Origin of the sequence: Micromonospora sp. NPDC049359, assembly GCF_044466585.1 — a bacterium.
Classification (GTDB): domain Bacteria; phylum Actinomycetota; class Actinomycetes; order Mycobacteriales; family Micromonosporaceae; genus Micromonospora.
In genome coordinates this window covers 207627-223219 of the sequence record NZ_JBITMW010000007.1, presented here as the reverse complement: position 1 = coordinate 223219, position 15593 = coordinate 207627, and the positions used below count along the sequence as shown (strand labels likewise).

The window sequence follows — 15593 nt, the reverse complement described above, 5'->3', positions numbered from 1 at the left end:
GTTTCCTGTGCCGGATTTCGCCGGCCCACCCCAAGTCCGACCCGAAACTGTACGCACCGCGGCGTCCCGCCCGCACCCCACGCCGTCGGGCACCCTGCACGGCGCTGTGGTGCGCGTGAGGGATGCTGGTCCCGTGCAGATCACCATCCTCGGTCCCCTCGCCGTCGACGGCCGGCCGGTCCGGGGCGAGCGGTTGGCCGCGGTGCTCCGCGCGCTCATCGACGCGCGCGGTCGGGCGGTCTCCACCAGCCTGCTCGTGGACGCGGTCTGGGATGGCGCCCCGCCGGACGACGCGACCGGCGCCGTGCAGGCGCTCGTGTCCCGCGTACGTCGTCTCGGGCTGCCCGTGGTGGCCGTGCCGGGGGGTTACCGCCTACCGGCCGAGGAGGTGACCGTCGACGCGGTCGAGGCACGGGCGCTCGTCGAGGGCGGTCGGGTCGCGCTGCGGTCCGGCGACGCGCGCGCGGCCCGCGACGCGGCCGACCGGGCCCGTGCCCTGTTCCCCGAGGTGCCGGACATCGCCGGCGCGGACGACGCGCGCCTGTTCGCCGACGTCGCCGCGCTGCGCGCCGAGGCCGCGCTCGCCGGCGCGGGCCCGTACGACGAGGCCGACCTGCGCCGGCTGGCCGCGCGGACGCCCCCGGACGAGCCGTCCGCAGCCCTGCTGGTCCGGGTGCTCGCCGCGCAGGGGCGGGAGGCGGAGGCGTTGGAGGTGGTCGAACGTCTCCGCGACGAGCTTGCCGACCGCTACGGCACCGACCCGTCCCCGGTGATCACACAGGCCCACCTGGCCCTCCTGCGCGGCGAACTCACCACGCCGGCCGTCGTGGCGCCACCCCGTGCGCCGGCACGCGTCGTCCTGCCCGCCGCGTGGCGCCGGCCGATGACCGCCCTCGTGGGCCGCGAGCGGGACGTCGCGGCCCTGGACGAGGCGCTCGACGAGTCGGCCCTGGTGACGATCGTGGCGACCGGCGGCGCGGGCAAGACCCGCCTCGCGGCCGAGGTGACCCGGCGGGCGGCCGCGGCCGGGCAGGGGGTACGGGTGGTCGAGCTGGCCGGCCTGCGCTCGCCCGACGAGGTGCTGCCCACCGTGCTCACGGCGCTCGGCGGCGCCGACACCTCGTCCACCGGCGGCAACCTGGGCCTCGAACGCCGGGTGCTCAGTCCCGAGGAGCGGTTGCGCGCCCTGGCGCCGGACCTCGACGGCCTGGTCGTGCTGGACAACTGCGAGCACGTCCTCGACGCGATCGCCGCCGTCGTCGCCGACCTGCTCGCGGTCGCCGCCCCGGAGGTGGCGGTCCTCGCGACCAGCCGCGCCCCGCTGGGCCTGGCCGGCGAGCGGGTCCACCGGCTGACCGCCCTGCCGGACGCCGACGCGCTCGGGCTGGTCGAATCCCGGGCACGGGCCGGTGGCGCGGTGCCGACCTGGGACACCGCGCGGGCTCTCGCGCTGTGCAACCGGTTGGACAACCTGCCGTTGGCCCTCGAACTGGCCGCCGCACGGCTGCGGCACATGCCGATCGACGACGTGCTCGCCGGGTTGGCCGATCGGTTCGCCCTGCTCGACGACGCGCTGCGCGGACTGCCGGAACGCCACGCCAGCCTGTGGGCGATGGTCGACTGGAGCCGGGAACTGCTCGCCCCCGACGACCGGGCGCTGCTGGAACGGGTCGCGGTCATCCCCGCGCCGTTCACCGCCGACCTCGCCGCCGCGGTCGCCGGGACGCCGGACGTCCGTCGTGGCCTCGCCACGCTCGTCGAACAGTCCCTGCTGACCCTGGTCGAGGCCGACGGACCACCGCGCTACCGGATGTTGGAGACCGTCCGTGAGTACGGCGAGGCCCGGCTCGGCGCGTCCGGCGACCGGGACGTGGCGATGGCCGGCCTCACCGGGTGGGCCCGGCACGAGGCCGTGGCGCTCGCCGCCCGCCTTGTCGGTCCCGAGCAGGTCGTGGCGCTCGACCGCTGCGCGACCGAGCAGGACAATCTGCTGGCCGGCCTGCGCTGGGCGCTGAGCCACGACGACGAGCCCGCCGCCGTCGACGTCGCCACCGCGCTGCTGCACCTCTGGACGGTGCGCGGCCTGCACCTGGAGGTTCTCGCCTGGGCGCGTTCGCTGCTGCACGTCGACGACCCGCGTCGGCGGCGGCAATCGGCGATCGTGGGCGGCCGGGCCAGCGGTCGACCGCTGCCGGACGGCGACCCGCTCGCCTGGACCTGCCTGCTGATCGGCGTGAACGCCGGCATCAGCGCCGACCTGCGGCCGGCCGTGCTCGCCCGGCGGGCGCTGCGCACCCTCCTGAGCGAACGGCCCGCCGAGGTGTCACCGAGGCTCACCGCGCTCGCGTCGGCGTTGCCCGGCTTCGACACGTCCGACGTTCAGGAGAGTCTCAAGAGCGCGGGCGAGTTGATCTCCCACCCGGACCCGTACGTGCAGGGGCTCGGGCTGTTCGCGCGTGCGGCGGTACGCGAGAACGGCGGCCTGCCGGAGTCGTCGATCGAGGACGCCGAGCAGGCGTACCACCGGTTCGAGGTCGCCGGTGACCACTGGGGCATGGCCATGGCGGCGGGCGCCGTGGGGCAGTTCCTGCTTCCCGGGCGGGAGGAACGCTCGGCCGAGTGGCTGACGCGCAGCGTCCGGCACATGGAGATGATCGGGGCCCAGCAGGACGCGCGGTCGGTGCGGGTGCGTCTCGACGTCCACCTCGCCCTGACCGGTGACGAGGAGGCGGAGCGGCGCCTGGGGGAGATGGCCGGCTCGGGTCAGGCCGAGCAGGTGGACATCGCGCAGGCGCTGCTCGGCCTGGCCCAGCTCGCCTGGCGGCGCGAGCGGTACGACGAGGCGCTCGCCCGCGCCGAGGACGTGACCCGTACCCTCGTGGACTGGACCGGACCGCCGCCGCAGCCGCGGGTGATGCTGCGGACCGCGGCGGCGGTGCTCTACCTGCGGGTGGCCCACGCGCGGCGGGACACCGACCGTGCGGCCGACGTCCGCGCCGCCTCGCTGCTGTCCGCCGCCCGCGACGACGCGCTGACGTCGCGGGACCTGCCGGTGATCGGCGCATGGGCGTCGGGCGGGGCGGAACTCGCCGCCAGTCGGGGTGACGTCGAGACCGCCCGTGAACTGTTCGCGATCGCCCGGCGGATCGGCACGCACATGGAGATGTTCCTCCCCGCCGGGCAGGGCGAACAGCTCATCGCCGCTCTCGGGAACGAGAGTCGGCGTGAGCAGTTGCTGGCCGCGTGGCGCGAGCGTCCGGTCGCCGTCGCGGTCGCCCGCATCCGCGCCCTGATGGACGACCTGCTGTAGCTAGACCTTCTTGCGGTAGGCGCGCAGCGCCATGGGCATGAACACCGCCACGAAGCCGGCGCACCAGGCGAGGGTCCACCACACGTGCGCGTCGAGCGGGGTGCCGAGGAACAGTCCGCGGACCGAGGCCACCAGGTGGGTCATCGGGTTGACCTTGACGAAGGCCTGCATCCAGCCGGGCAGGGTGTCGGTGCCGACGAACACGTTCGACCCGAAGCTCAGCGGCATGATCAGGGCGAACATCAGGCCCTGCACGGCACCCGGCGTACGCACCTTCATCGACACCCAGACCGGCAGCCAGCTCAGGCAGAGCGCGAACAGCACCGCGAGCACGCAGCCGGCGATCGCCCGGAACGGGTCGGTGTCGATCCGGAAGCCCATCAAATAGCCGATCGCGAGGGTCGAGACCGTGACGATCACGTACCGGACGACGTCGCCGAGGACCGCCCCGACAAGCGGTGCGGAGCGGGGGACCGGCAGCGACCGGAACCGGTCGAAGATGCCCTTGGCGATGTCGGTGTTGAGGTTCACGCCGATCGCGATCGCCCCGGTCGCGATGGTCTGCGCCAGGATGCCCGGCAGCAGGAATTGCAGGTAGTCATGGGTGGAGCCGGCGACCGCCCCGCCGAAGATGTAGACGAAGATGACCAGGAACAGCACCGGTTGCAGCGTGACGTCGATCAGCGCCTCGGGCGTACGCCAGGTCTTGATGAGGCTGCGCTTGGCGAGCGCCAGCGAGTGCCGCACCAGTCGGAACGGTCGCGGGTTCACCGCTGCCGTCGACAGCGCCGGACCCGTCGTGGGTGGTGCGTCCAACTGGGTGCTCATGCCGCTACCTCCGTACGCGAAGTGGTGTCGTCCTCGGATGCCGTACGCCCGGTGAGGGTGAAGAACACCTCGTCGAGGCTGGGCAGGTGCAGGGAGAGTTCGGTGACGGCGATGCCGGCGGAGGCCAGGCGCGCGACGCTCTCGGTCAGCGCCGTGTCGTCGGCGACCGGCACGGCGAGGACGCCCCGGCGGATCTCGTCGGCCGGCCCGCCCGAGCCGACGTCGGTCAGGATCGCCGCGGTCCGGCGAAGCTGCCCCGGGTCGGTAGGCCGGACCTCGAGGGTCTGCCCGCCGACGATCCGCTTGAGCCCGTCGGGCGTGTCGTGCGCGATGACCCGTCCGTGGTCGATCACCGTGATCGCGTCGGCCAGCGCGTCGGCCTCCTCCAGGTACTGCGTGGTGAGCAGCACCGTCGAGCCGTTGGTCACCAACGACCGGACCACGTCCCACATGTCCTCGCGCTTGGCCGGGTCCAGCCCGGTCGTCGGCTCGTCCAGGAAGATCACGTCCGGCGAGCCCACGAGGCTCGCGGCCAGGTCGAGCCGCCGCCGCATACCCCCGGAGTACGTCTTGGCGGGCCGGTTCGCGGCGTCGGTCAGGTCGAACCACTCGAGCAGTTCGGTGGCCCGCCGCCGGGCACCGGCGCGACCGAGGTCCAGCAGCGTGCCGAACAGTTCCAGGTTCTGCCGCCCGGTCAGGTCCTCGTCGACCGAGGCGTACTGGCCGGTGAGGCCGATACGCTGCCGGACCCGCCCGGCGTCGCGGACGACGTCGAAGCCGCCGATCCGGGCGCTCCCGGCGTCCGGGGTCAGCAGGGTGGAGAGGATGCGGACGGCCGTGGTCTTGCCCGCGCCGTTGGGGCCGAGCACCCCGAGCACCGTCCCCCGGGGTACGGCGAGGTCCACGCCCTGTAGCGCCTTCGTCTTCCCGAAGGTCTTGACGAGGCCCTCGGCCTCGATCACCAGATCGCTTGTCATGCCGACCAGCGTGCGCGGCGTACCTGACACGGCCCCGACACGCCGCTGACAGCCCCGCCGACGCGGGCTGACACCACGCCGGGCGGTCGCGGCAGGGGACGCGTACGTCCGGGGGTTGGTGCGTTCGCCGGCCGCTGCCATAATCACGGTGGCGCCCGTCGATGTCCGTGGGCCCGGGGGAAGCCCTCCGCAAGGCGCGGATGGTGGGGGTCGAAACCCGGAGGCCGCGATGGACCTTGTCCCCGACGCTACCGCCCTCTCCAGCCTGGTCGACCTGCTCGGCGCGGTGCTGCAACTGGCCGCCGCGGTGGTCAGCCTCATGGCGGTCGGCGCCGCCCGTGGGCCTCGCCGTCGGCGGGACCGCGACGTCTAGCTGTAGCGATCCATAACGCCGGGGTACGACCCAGAGGGGATGACCCGCAACATCCATTCCCATCAATACGATTACCGCTATCGATCAGGTGCGCCCACAAGGCGTGCCGTCCCGAAGCGGAGGAATGCATGGTTCGCTGGCGTACCCTCACCGGCCTGGTGGCCGCCGCGCTGGCCGCGGCCAGCCTCACCCTCGCGGCACCCGCCGCCGCGGCCGACAACCCCGTCACGCCGAACGTGGTCGGCGGCACCCGTGCCGCCCAGGGCGAGTTCCCGTTCATGGTGCGGCTCTCGATGGGCTGCGGCGGGGCCCTCTACAGCTCCCGGCTGGTGCTCACCGCCGCGCACTGCGTGGGCGCGACCGGAACCAACACCAGCATCACCGCGACCCTCGGGGTGGTCGACCTCCAGTCGTCCAGCCGGATCACCGTCCGGTCCAACTACGTCTACCGCGCGCCCGGCTACAACGGCAACGGTAAGGACTGGGCGCTGATCCGCCTGGCCACCCCCGTCACCGGGCTGAGCACGTTGAAGATCGCCACCACGACCGCGTACGACAGCGGCACCTTCACCGTCGCCGGCTGGGGCGCGGCGCGCGAGGGTGGCGCGCAGCAGCGGTACCTGCTCAAGGCCACCGTCCCGTTCGTCAGCGACTCCACCTGCAACTCCAACTACGGTGGCGACCTCATCCCCGCCGAGGAGATCTGCGCCGGCTACGCCAGCGGCGGCACCGACACCTGCCAGGGCGACTCGGGTGGCCCGATGTTCCGCCGCGACGCCACCAACGCCTGGATCCAGGTCGGCATCGTCAGCTGGGGCAACGGTTGCGCCCGACCCAACTACCCGGGCGTCTACACCCAGGTGAGCTACTTCGCCTCGTCGATCGCCTCGGCCGCGGCGAGCCTCGGCGGCTGACCGCGCGGCACGAGGGGGCGGCCCGGATTTCGGCGGTCCGGGCCGCCCCCAAGTGCCGTGTGGCGTCCGGACGAACCGCAGTGGGCCAGCCGACAGAATCGGTGACCCGCGCGACCCGGGGCGGACGGGGCGGCCATGATGGGTCCGTGCAGATCCTGTCCATCCAGTCGTCGGTCGCCTACGGCCACGTCGGCAACTCGGCCGCCGTCTTCCCCCTGCAGCGTCTCGGGCACGAGGTGTGGCCGGTGTTGACCGTCCACTTCTCCAACCACACCGGGTACGGCGCGTGGCGCGGCCCGTTGCTGGCGGCCGCCGACGTGGCCGAGGTGATCGCGGGCATCGCCGACCGGGGCGTTCTCGGCAGCGCCGACGCGGTGCTGTCCGGCTACCAGGGCGACCCGGCGATGGGCGCCGTGATCCTGGACGCCGTCGCGCAGGTCAAGGCCGCCAACCCGGCCGCCGTGTACTGCTGCGACCCGGTGATGGGCGACGTCGGCCGGGGGATGTTCGTCCGGCCCGGCATCCCGGAGTATCTGCGCGACACCGTCGTGCCGCGCGCCGACATCATCACGCCGAACCACTTCGAGCTGGACTTCCTCGCCGGCCGTACGACCACCACCCTCGCCCAGGTGCTGGAGGCGGTCGACGTCGTCCGCGCCACCGGGCCGAGGCACGCCCTGGTGACGAGCGTGCTGCACGACGACGTGCCGGCGGGTTCGCTGGAGGTCGTGGCGGTCTCCGACGAGGGCGCCTGGGCGGTCACCACCCCGCTGCTCCCGATCAACCCGAACGGCGGCGGCGACGTCACCGCGGCGCTGTACCTGGCGCACCTGTCGACCACCGGCTCACCGGCCACCGCGCTGGGGCGCACCGTCTCCTCGGTCTTCACCGTCCTCGAAGCGACACTCGCGGCGGGCACCCGGGAGATCCAACTCATCGCCGCGCAGGACGCGATCGCCGAGCCGCCGGCCCGGTTCACGGCCCGCCGGCTGCGCTGACGCCGGTTCCGGGCCGGCGTCGGCTCAGCGCAGCGCGTCGTCGCGCAGCACCGCGTGCGCGCCGACGGTCTGGTTGACGATCTGGGTCACCCGTACGTCGACGACGACGCTGGCCAGCGCCACCGCGTCCGGCCGGCTGAGACCGTGCAGACGTTGCAGCAGGGTCATCATCGCCTCCAGGGCACCGAGCGTCGCCTCGTCGAGGGACGCTCCCACGCCCAGCGTCAGCCAGGCGTCGGCGGTGCGGGCCACCGGTCCGGTGACCGGGAAGTCGTCGCGGACGTCGAAGGTCAGCGTCACCTCGTCCATCGGGCACTCGATCGCCGTGCCGCCCACCTCGCCGTCGCCCTGGGCGGCGTGCCCGTCCCCGACCGAGAACAACGCTCCGTCGACCGTGATCGGCAGCAGCAGCGTGGTCCCGGCGGTCAGGTCCTTGCAGTCCAGGTTGCCGCCGCACTCGCGCGGCGGGGTGGTGGAGTGCCGTCCCGGTTCCGCCGGCGGCATGCCGAGCACCCCCATGAAGGGGCGCAACGCCACCGTGTGACCGTGCTGGTTGCGGCCGGTCATCGTCGCCGGGTCCAGCTCCCAGGCGTGTACCACCTGTGTCGACTCGACGTCGTAGCGCTCGTTGAAGGCGCTCGGCCACCCGCCCGCCACCGTCGTACCCCACGTGCCCGGGACGATCGCGTCGATGCGTACCGCGAGGGTCTGGCCGGCGCGAGCGCCGCGGACCGCGACCGGCCCGACGAGCGCGTGCCCGTCCTCGGGCCGCCGCTGCGGGACCCGGGGGCGGTCCCGGTTCGCGCCGCCGGGGTACGGGCCGGCGGACCACCAGCAGTCCAGGGTGCGGTAGGTGACGGTGTCGCCGGAGTCGATGGTGAGCACCGGCGTGAGGTCGGGGGAGAAGTGCCCGTGCAGGGTCTTGTCGTCCGGTGCGAGGGTGTGTCGCATCTGCGCAGGCTACGTGTCGATCCGGGGTGGCGCGACCGCCGGTGGGCGCAGGTGCGCGGCCGAACGGGTCGGCCGCGCACCTGCGCGGATCGGGTCAGTCGACGGTCGGTGGCGCCGTGCGGGCCGCGTCGGCCAGTGCCTTGGCCGCGGTGGCGTACGGGTTGTAGCTGTAGCCGCGCGCCAACCCGGCCGGGACGGTGAAGTACTCCACCGACAGCTTCGCCGGGTCGCTGGCCAGCTCGCCACGGGCGGGTACGTCGTTACCGTCGTCCCAGCCCCAGGGGGCGTTCGCGGAGTTCGCCGAGCAGCTCCAGGTGCCGACACCGCAGTCGCCGGAGGTGTCCCCGGCGAAGGTGCCCAGGCTGGCGAAGAGGCTCGTGTTGGTCCGCTGCGCCCACAGGCCGCCGGTGGCGAAGATGTCGACGAGCTGGTAACGAACGTCGCGGTCGTCGCCGCTCTCCGGCGTCTCGGCCACCGTGGACGGGTAGTAGACCAGGCCGTCGCCGTTGATGGCGTACTGCGGGTACGCCTTCAGTCCGTGGCCCTGCGCCTCCTGGGCGGTGACCGGGTGGGTGAAGGAGTCGTGCGGCGAGGACTGGAACTGCAGGGTGCCGTCGACGCTCTCCCGGCCGCTGGTCCAGGTGCTGCCGGCCGGGGTGTACGAGTAGAAGTCGCTGTGCGCGACGGTGACCGCGCCGCGCAGGACGCCGTACGCGGAGCCGTCCCGCTCGATCGCGAAGAGGACGCCCTCGCCGTCGTTCTCGTGCTCGGTCTCGAAGAACGGGTGGTCGGTCCAGTCCCGGGGGTGGAAGAACAGGTACGTGATGTACCAGTGCGTGCTCGTCTCCACGACGGAGTAGTACACGTGCGCGGCGAGCGACGTGCCGGACGCCCCGGTGCGGTCCCAGTTGTTGCGCCCGTTCAGGTCGCCGTCGAAGTCCACGGCGGTGACGTAGTCACTCCGGCCGCCCAGGGCGTGGGTGCCGGTGGCGTCGACGTCCTGGTAGTGGATGGGCGCCCAGCGCAGGGCCAGTTCGGCCCGGCTGGGAGCGGCGGTTGCGGGTGACGGCGTCGCGAGCGGGGTGAGCGTCAGCGCCACCACGGTGGCCGCCGCCGTCAGTGCCCTCGTCACCCGCCGGTTCGTGTTGCTCCTGTCGCGCATGGTGTGTGCTCCCGCGTCGAAGTGACAGACCATTATGGATGATCGTCGATCCGGGGGCCCGGCGCGTGTCCTCGCGGCGACGGGAAGGCGGCGGGCGTCCGACGGGCTCGCGACACCCCGCTTGTATCGACAATCGTCGAATGCGATGCTGTGGTTCGGCCGCGCTCGGGAGCCGGCGTGGTCGATCTCTGCTCCGGAGTCGGGGACGCGCGAGGTGGCCCCACCACCCGCGCGCGGGCAGTCCCCGTCAGCGGCCGCATGCCGATCGCCGTCGGGCGGCCGCCGCGCAGGTCCGGACCCGTACGGTCGGCCGCCCATCCGTGGCCGCGACGGCGACGGCTTCTCGGAGGTACGGATGCGTCGCATCTTGCTGGCTCTCACGACCATCGCCCTGACCACCGCCACGACCGGCTGGGCCGCGACCACCGGCGTCGCCCAGGCGGCGCCGACACCCACGGCGTCGGTCACGGCGGCGCCGACACCCACCCCGGTCTGCCCGCCGGCACTGCCCATCGGTGGTCGGGTGTCCGCGGCCACCACCACCAGCCTGACCGTCGTCTACTTCATCGCGCTCAGCCCGCCGTGCGGCTACCGGCCGCCGATCACCGTCGGACTCTTCGCCAGCCGCGAGGACGCCTACGCGTGGCGGAACCCGGTGGCCGAGTTGGTCTCCGCCGAGCGCGACGGCACCGTCACCTTCGACCGGCTGACCCCCGACACCGAGTACTGGTTCGGGTTCCGCGACTCCGAGAGCAGGTGGGAGCCCTACTACGGGGGGAGCGGCCGGACCGCCGCGCTGACGTCCTGCCGGGCGACCGCCACCATCGACTCCCGCTGGGGCACCGGATTCGTCGCCACCGTGACGGTCCGCAACGTCGGCCCGCAGCCGTTGGACCAGTGGCGCGTCTCCTGGCGCTGGGCCGGCGACGAGCGGATCCAGGCGGTGTGGGGCGGTGTCGTCGACCCGGCCGGCGCTGATGTGGTGGTGCGCAACGCACCGTACAACGGAACGCTGGCGCCGGACGGGGTGACGACGTTCGGTCTGCTCGCGACGGCCAGCGCGCCGCCGGCCGGGCTGACGCTGACCTGCGCGCGCTGATCCGGGCGACGTACCCGGGGGTCGGCGTCGCGTCAGGGCTTGCGGGCCACCGCGCCGTAGGCGTCGATCCCCCGGGCGTCGGCCTCGTCCGGACGCCACAGCGGGATCGGCACGAGACCGGGCTCCACCAGCGTCAACCCGGCGAAGCAGCCGGCGAGATCCGCCGGGCTGCGCAGGATGTACGGGACACCGCCGTTCTCGGCCAGCCGCTGCGCCCCGGAGACCACCTGCGGGCTGGTGTTGGTGCCGTCCCAGAGCACCAGGTGGCTGCCGGACGCCGTCGCGTCCATCGTCCGCCCGACGATCGAGCGCACCACCTCCAGGTCCGGCTCGTACCCCAGCACGCCCATGAACATGACGGCGATCGGCTGGTCGAAGTCGAGCGTCCGCGCCGCCTCGGCGAGGATGGCCTCCGGGTCGTGGTAGTCGGCCGGCACGTACGTCGTGACACCCTGGACGGTCGTGCTGGCCAGCAGCGCGCGGGCGTGCACGAGGACCATCGGGTCGTTGTCGACGTAGACGACCCGCGCGTCCGGCGTGATGCCCTGGGCGACCGCGTGGGTGTTCTGCATGGTCGGCAGGCCGGTGCCGATGTCCAGGAACTGCCGGATGCCGGCCTCGGCGGCCAGGTACCGGACCGCCCGGACCAGGAAGCGGCGGGACTGCTGCGCCATCAGGACGATCTCCGGGTAGACCTCGGCGACCGCGTCACCGGCCGCCCGGTCGGACTGGAAGTTGTCCTTGCCGCCCATCCAGTAGTTCCAGATCCGTGCCGCGTGCGGCACGTCGGGCTGAAGCGTCGCGGTGAGTTCGGCGTCCGGGCCGGCCATGCCAGGCTCCTATCGAGGGGTCCGTCGGGGTGAACCGGATTGTCCACTATCGACGGCGTCGGCCCCGACCGGGTCGCCCGCCTCGGAAACGGGCGACCCGTCGACGTGTCACGGCGCTTCGACGACCTCCCGGCCCAGCGGCCAGAAGGCGGCCGGGACGAGCTTGAAGTTGGCGATGCCGAAGGGGATCCCGATGATCGTCACGCAGAGCGCGATGCCGGCGAGGATGTGGGACAGGGCCAGCCACCAACCGGCCAGCACCACCCAGAGCACGTTCGCCAGCCCGGAGCCGACGCCCGCGCCCGGTTTGGGCACCAGCGTGCGGCCGAAGGGCCACAGCGAGTAGACGGCGAGGCGCAGCGCGGCGACGCCGAACGGAATGGTGACGACCAGCAGGAAGCAGATCAGCGCGGCGAAGCCGTAGCCGATCGCCAGCACGAGGCCACCGCCGAAGATGAGCCACAGGACGTTCAGGACGAAGCGAATCACCCCTTCAGCATGAGCGATGCTCGCCACCGCGTCCGGGCCGCCGTCGGGACCGACTCGGCGGCCGGGGCTCAGCTCGACAGGCCGCCGCAGGCGACCCCGTCGATCGTGCACGCCGTCGGCGTCGCGCCGACCACCGCGCCGTTGACCCGGAAGGTCACCCGCGTCGAGGCGCTGCCCGGCACCTGCCCCACGCTGCCGTCCGGCACGAACGTCCACACCGCGCCGTCCTGGGTGGCCCGCGCGCCCTCGACCGCGCTGACCCGCAGCGACTCCCGGGGCAGCGTGATGGTCAGCGTCCACCGCGTCGCCGGCACCGGCCCCGGATTGCTGATCGTCACGGTCGCGCCGTAGCTGAGCAGCGCGTTGTCCTCGACGACGAAGTCGGCGGCGAGGGCGGCCGGGGTCGGGGAGGCCGACGAGGGGGTCACGGCCGGCGCGCTGGACGGCGGCTCGACGGGTGGCGGCGCGGCGCTGGCCGAGGGCGACCCCACGGTGGTCGGGCTGGTGGCGGCCGGCTGTGCCTGCCCCCGGGGCGTACCGGGGCCCGGCGTGCCCAACTGGTCCACCGACGGGGGCGCGTCCAGGGTCACCGGCGCGAGCCGCTCCGGGGTACGCACCACACTGACGATCGAGACCACCGTCGCCACCACCACCCCGAGCGCCGCGAATACGGCGACCCAGGTGGCCCGCGACACGTCGGCCCGGCCGGTGACCACCCGCCGTGCGGCTGCGGCAGCGGCCACGATCCGGTCCAGCAGAATGATCGCCACAGTACGCCGTGGCTGCGGCGGTGTTGCCGGCACTGCCTGTCTCCCCTTCACTTCGTCGCCGGACGCCCGCCCGCGACCGCTCGGTCGCGGTGGCACCCGAGCGGTCACAGGGCGCGCAGCCCGACGAGTATCGACTCGAGCAGCTCCTGCGACGGCAGATCCGACAGCGACGGCGGTTCGTGCGTCTCGACCAACCCCGCCCCCAGCAGGTCACCGAGGAGGACCCGAACGGTGCCGAGGGGCAGATCCAGCTCGGCGCTGACCTCAGCCACCGACACTGGATGGTGACACAGCTCGACGATCCGCGCCTGTTCGGGGAAGAGCGACGTGGGCGACGTCGCCGACCGCCGCGCGACGACCAGCGAGATCAGGTCGAATCGGCCGCGCTCGGACGTCGTACGCCCACCGGTCATCGTGTACGGACGGGCGACCGGGCCGGCGTCGTCGTCGTACCACGCCTCGTCAGCTGAGCCGGCGCTGGGCACCAGAATCTCCGCTCCTCGCCGCGGCGGCGGTCTCCAGGCGGATCGGCAGGTGCCGTTCGGCCTGCCCGACGAAGAGCGCGACCTCGTACGCCATGTCGCCCACCTCGACCTCGTCGCCGGAGATCCGCACGGTCAGGATGGTCCCGTTCGAGATGGTGGCGACGAAGAGGAACGCCCGCGACATCTGCACCACGATCTGGCGCAGCCCGCCCGCGTCGCACGTCCGGGTGGCGGCCAGTCCCAGCGCCAACAGGCCGGCGACGATCCCGGAGATCTCTTCGGCCAGCTTCGCCTGCACCTGCCGGGAACCGCCGAGCGGGAGCCCGTCCGGGGAGAGCACCACGGCGAACTCCGCACCGCGTACCCGGTCCACCAGGCGGTCCAGCGCGCCGGTCAGGCTGTCCTCGGTGACCACTGCGTGCGTCATCGATGTCTCCTCGTTGTTCTCGTGATCGGCAGCTCGACGGTCTCGGGGCCGGCGTTGCCGGGGCCGGGCACGGGCGCCCCGGATTGGCGGATCCGCATCGGCAGCCCGTCGGCGCTGCCCGTCGGCCTCGCGTCCGGCACCTCGACCGCTCCGGGCAGCGGCCGGTACGCGGGCCCCGGCGACGTCGCGTCCGGGCCGCCGGTCACGGTGACCAGCTCGGCCGGCAGGTGCACGATGGCAGCCGTCCCGCCGCGTCGGCTGGGCCGCAGGACGACCCGGGCACCGCACCGGGCGGCCAGCAGGGCGACCGCGTACAACCCTCCGGCGTCGCTCGGCGGGTCGTTCGGCGGGCTGGCGAGCAGACGGTTCGCCTCGTCGAGCGCGGTGGCGTCGAGGCCGGGACCGTCGTCGACCACCACGATCGCGCAGCCGTGTGGCCGGTGCTCGCCGGTGACCCGGACCGTGGTGTCGGTCGTCGAGAAGGTCAGAGCGTTCTCGATCAGCTCGGCCAGCAGGTGCACGACGTCCGTGACGGCGGGGCCGGCGAGCGACCACGGCCAGTGCGGCGCCACCAGGACCCGGTGGTACTCCGGCACCTCGGCGACCGCGCCGCGCGTCACGTCGAGCAGGGGGACCGGGCGTCGCCAGCGGCGCGCGGGCCGCGCCCCGGCGAGGGTGATCACCTTTTCCACGTTGCGGCGGATACGGGTGGTGAGATGGTCGAGCTGGAACAGCTCGTCGGCCTCCGCGGCGTCCTGCTCCCGCCGCTGCATCGCGTCGAGCAGGTCGAGCTGGTCGCGCAGCAGAACCTGGTTGCGCCGGGTGATCCCCAGCAACAGGTCGGCCGCGTGACGTTCCCGCGCCGGCCCGCCACCCTGCTGATCGCCGCCGTTCTCGGCAACCGGCGGCAGCCGGTCGACGGGTGCGGTCGGCGGTTCCGACCGAGGCTCGTCGGCGCCCGGCGGCGTCTCGTGCTCGGGCCCGCGGCGTACGGCCCTGGCCCAGCCCAACAGCACCGCGATTACGGCGATCAGCCCGAGACCCACCACCACGCCGGTCCGCCCCACGATCACCGCGGCGCCGGGTGTGGCCCGTTCGACGCTCGCGCGGGCGGTCGTCGTCACCAGCTCGTGCAGCGCGCCGAGGGCGGCGTCCGCCGCCGCGCGCCACTTCTGCGCGCTGACCCCACGCAGCGCGTCGACCCGGTCCGTGCGCAGCAGCGTGTCCTCCACGGCGAGCAGGCCCGCGAACTCGGGTCCCGCCACGAGTCGCTGGTACGCGCCCTGGCCGTCGCCCGGCAGGCCGGCCGTCGCCTCGGCCCGGGCGTACCGCTGGACGGCCACCAGCTCGACCAGCCGGCGGCGCTCCTCGACGCCCAGTCGACCGCTCAGGACGGCCGCCGTGACCAGGGTGTCCTCCCGGGCCAGCAGCTCACGGGCACGGGCCAACGCGATCACCGCGCGGGTGTCGACCGCCAGCCTGCTCTCGTGCGCGCCCCACTCCGGTCCGTACACGTCGAAGGCGGCGTCGACGAGCTGGTCGTACCCGTCGACCGCGCCCGCCTGGTCGAGCTGCCTGTCGTCCACCCGGGACCGGATCGCCCCCAGCCCGTTCAGCCTCCGGACCAGGGTCTCGGCCCGGTCGCGGACCGCCCCCGCGCTGAGCAGGCGCAGGTCGTGTCCGTCTCCGAACGCCCGGACCTGCGCCGCTGCCACGTCGGTCGCCGCCCGCGCCCCGGCCAGCGTGGCCCCTGCGGGCGCGGCGTCGGCCAGCGTCTCGGCGGTCGCCCGGCGCTCGGTCTGCAGGCTCAGGACCAGCCGGTCGATGGGCTGGCCCAGGGTGTCGGCCAGGGCCCGCACCCGCAGCAGGTCGAGGGCGTCCTGGCCGGTCAGACAGGCTGCGTACGACCACAACGCGAGCAGCACCGCCGCCGTCGCGACGAGCCGGACCCCAGGTCGTCGTGCGCGCGTCACGTGGCGC

General features: G+C 73.6%; 15 protein-coding genes. 5 read left to right on the top strand and 10 right to left on the bottom strand.

Features of this window, described 5'->3' with window-relative positions; all coding sequences use genetic code 11:
* The first annotated feature begins 133 nt into the window (after positions 1–133).
* Entirely contained in the window at positions 134–3310 is a 3177-nt protein-coding gene (locus ACIBTX_RS18270) for a BTAD domain-containing putative transcriptional regulator (protein ID WP_396832751.1), read from the top strand.
* Here the strand turns inward: ACIBTX_RS18270 and ACIBTX_RS18265 are convergent, their stop codons facing one another.
* Together ACIBTX_RS18265 and ACIBTX_RS18260 are read right to left on the bottom strand one after the other, a co-directional pair.
* Positions 3311–4138 carry an ABC transporter permease gene (locus ACIBTX_RS18265; protein WP_355050095.1) on the bottom strand — a complete coding sequence of 276 codons (828 nt, stop codon included), beginning with the start codon at positions 4136–4138 and terminating at the stop codon, positions 3311–3313. It lies immediately after the preceding gene.
* The gene (locus tag ACIBTX_RS18260; protein WP_396832750.1) at positions 4135–5115 is read right to left on the bottom strand and encodes an ATP-binding cassette domain-containing protein; all 981 of its coding nucleotides are present in this window, start codon (positions 5113–5115) and stop codon (positions 4135–4137) included. The genes ACIBTX_RS18265 and ACIBTX_RS18260 overlap by 4 nt, the downstream gene beginning before the upstream one ends.
* Positions 5116–5344: 229 nt before the next feature.
* Between ACIBTX_RS18260 and ACIBTX_RS18255 the strand changes: the two genes are divergently transcribed.
* The 3 genes from ACIBTX_RS18255 to pdxY all read left to right on the top strand — a co-directional run bounded on the left by ACIBTX_RS18255 (position 5345) and on the right by pdxY (position 7400).
* Entirely contained in the window at positions 5345–5488 is a 144-nt protein-coding gene (locus tag ACIBTX_RS18255; RefSeq protein WP_396832749.1) for a hypothetical protein, read from the top strand.
* 128 nt (positions 5489–5616) lie between these two features.
* Entirely contained in the window at positions 5617–6402 is a 786-nt protein-coding gene (locus ACIBTX_RS18250) for a S1 family peptidase (RefSeq protein ID WP_396832748.1), read from the top strand.
* A 146-nt stretch (positions 6403–6548) separates the two neighbouring features.
* Positions 6549–7400 (top strand): pyridoxal kinase PdxY, encoded by an 852-nt coding sequence (pdxY, locus tag ACIBTX_RS18245; RefSeq protein WP_396832747.1) that lies wholly within the window; start codon positions 6549–6551, stop codon positions 7398–7400.
* Between the two features lie 24 nt (positions 7401–7424).
* Here the strand turns inward: pdxY and ACIBTX_RS18240 are convergent, their stop codons facing one another.
* Positions 7425–8351, bottom strand: a complete 927-nt coding sequence (locus ACIBTX_RS18240; RefSeq protein ID WP_396832746.1) for an acetamidase/formamidase family protein — start codon at positions 8349–8351, stop codon at positions 7425–7427.
* Positions 8352–8445: 94 nt separating this feature from the next.
* Positions 8446–9513 (bottom strand): hypothetical protein, encoded by a 1068-nt coding sequence (locus tag ACIBTX_RS18235; RefSeq protein ID WP_396832745.1) that lies wholly within the window; start codon positions 9511–9513, stop codon positions 8446–8448.
* A 355-nt stretch (positions 9514–9868) separates the two neighbouring features.
* Between ACIBTX_RS18235 and ACIBTX_RS18230 the strand changes: the two genes are divergently transcribed.
* Positions 9869–10612: a cellulose binding domain-containing protein gene (locus ACIBTX_RS18230; protein WP_396832744.1), complete on the top strand. Its 744-nt coding sequence runs from the start codon at positions 9869–9871 to the stop codon at positions 10610–10612.
* Between the two features lie 32 nt (positions 10613–10644).
* Here the strand turns inward: ACIBTX_RS18230 and ACIBTX_RS18225 are convergent, their stop codons facing one another.
* From ACIBTX_RS18225 to ACIBTX_RS18200, 6 genes are all read right to left on the bottom strand, one after another.
* Positions 10645–11442, bottom strand: coding sequence for an SAM-dependent methyltransferase (locus tag ACIBTX_RS18225; RefSeq protein ID WP_357121219.1), 798 nt, complete (start codon positions 11440–11442; stop codon positions 10645–10647).
* Positions 11443–11550: 108 nt separating this feature from the next.
* Complete coding sequence (locus ACIBTX_RS18220) at positions 11551–11931, bottom strand: YccF domain-containing protein (RefSeq protein WP_355050086.1); 381 nt, start codon at positions 11929–11931, stop codon at positions 11551–11553.
* 68 nt (positions 11932–11999) lie between these two features.
* Positions 12000–12701 carry a cellulose binding domain-containing protein gene (locus ACIBTX_RS18215; RefSeq protein ID WP_357121225.1) on the bottom strand — a complete coding sequence of 234 codons (702 nt, stop codon included), beginning with the start codon at positions 12699–12701 and terminating at the stop codon, positions 12000–12002.
* A 104-nt stretch (positions 12702–12805) separates the two neighbouring features.
* The gene (locus ACIBTX_RS18210) at positions 12806–13186 is read right to left on the bottom strand and encodes a DUF742 domain-containing protein (RefSeq protein ID WP_357121228.1); all 381 of its coding nucleotides are present in this window, start codon (positions 13184–13186) and stop codon (positions 12806–12808) included.
* On the bottom strand, positions 13164–13613 hold the full coding sequence (locus ACIBTX_RS18205) for a roadblock/LC7 domain-containing protein (protein WP_357121231.1): 450 nt from the start codon (positions 13611–13613) through the stop codon (positions 13164–13166). The genes ACIBTX_RS18210 and ACIBTX_RS18205 overlap by 23 nt, the downstream gene beginning before the upstream one ends.
* Positions 13610–15586 (bottom strand): nitrate- and nitrite sensing domain-containing protein, encoded by a 1977-nt coding sequence (locus ACIBTX_RS18200; protein ID WP_357172115.1) that lies wholly within the window; start codon positions 15584–15586, stop codon positions 13610–13612. Before ACIBTX_RS18200 ends, ACIBTX_RS18205 begins: the two co-directional genes overlap by 4 nt.
* Between the last annotated feature and the right edge of the window lie 7 nt (positions 15587–15593).

Bases quoted from the DNA above. Each gene is read 5' to 3' on its own strand.
- ACIBTX_RS18265 (WP_355050095.1), bottom strand. From the start codon at position 4,138: ATGAGCACCCAGTTGGACGCACCACCCACGACGGGTCCGGCGCTGTCG.
- ACIBTX_RS18260 (WP_396832750.1), bottom strand. From the start codon at position 5,115: ATGACAAGCGATCTGGTGATCGAGGCCGAGGGCCTCGTCAAGACCTTC.
- ACIBTX_RS18255 (WP_396832749.1), top strand. From the start codon at position 5,345: ATGGACCTTGTCCCCGACGCTACCGCCCTCTCCAGCCTGGTCGACCTG.
- ACIBTX_RS18250 (WP_396832748.1), top strand. From the start codon at position 5,617: ATGGTTCGCTGGCGTACCCTCACCGGCCTGGTGGCCGCCGCGCTGGCC.
- ACIBTX_RS18240 (WP_396832746.1), bottom strand. From the start codon at position 8,351: ATGCGACACACCCTCGCACCGGACGACAAGACCCTGCACGGGCACTTC.
- ACIBTX_RS18235 (WP_396832745.1), bottom strand. From the start codon at position 9,513: ATGCGCGACAGGAGCAACACGAACCGGCGGGTGACGAGGGCACTGACG.
- ACIBTX_RS18230 (WP_396832744.1), top strand. From the start codon at position 9,869: ATGCGTCGCATCTTGCTGGCTCTCACGACCATCGCCCTGACCACCGCC.
- ACIBTX_RS18225 (WP_357121219.1), bottom strand. From the start codon at position 11,442: ATGGCCGGCCCGGACGCCGAACTCACCGCGACGCTTCAGCCCGACGTG.
- ACIBTX_RS18205 (WP_357121231.1), bottom strand. From the start codon at position 13,613: ATGACGCACGCAGTGGTCACCGAGGACAGCCTGACCGGCGCGCTGGAC.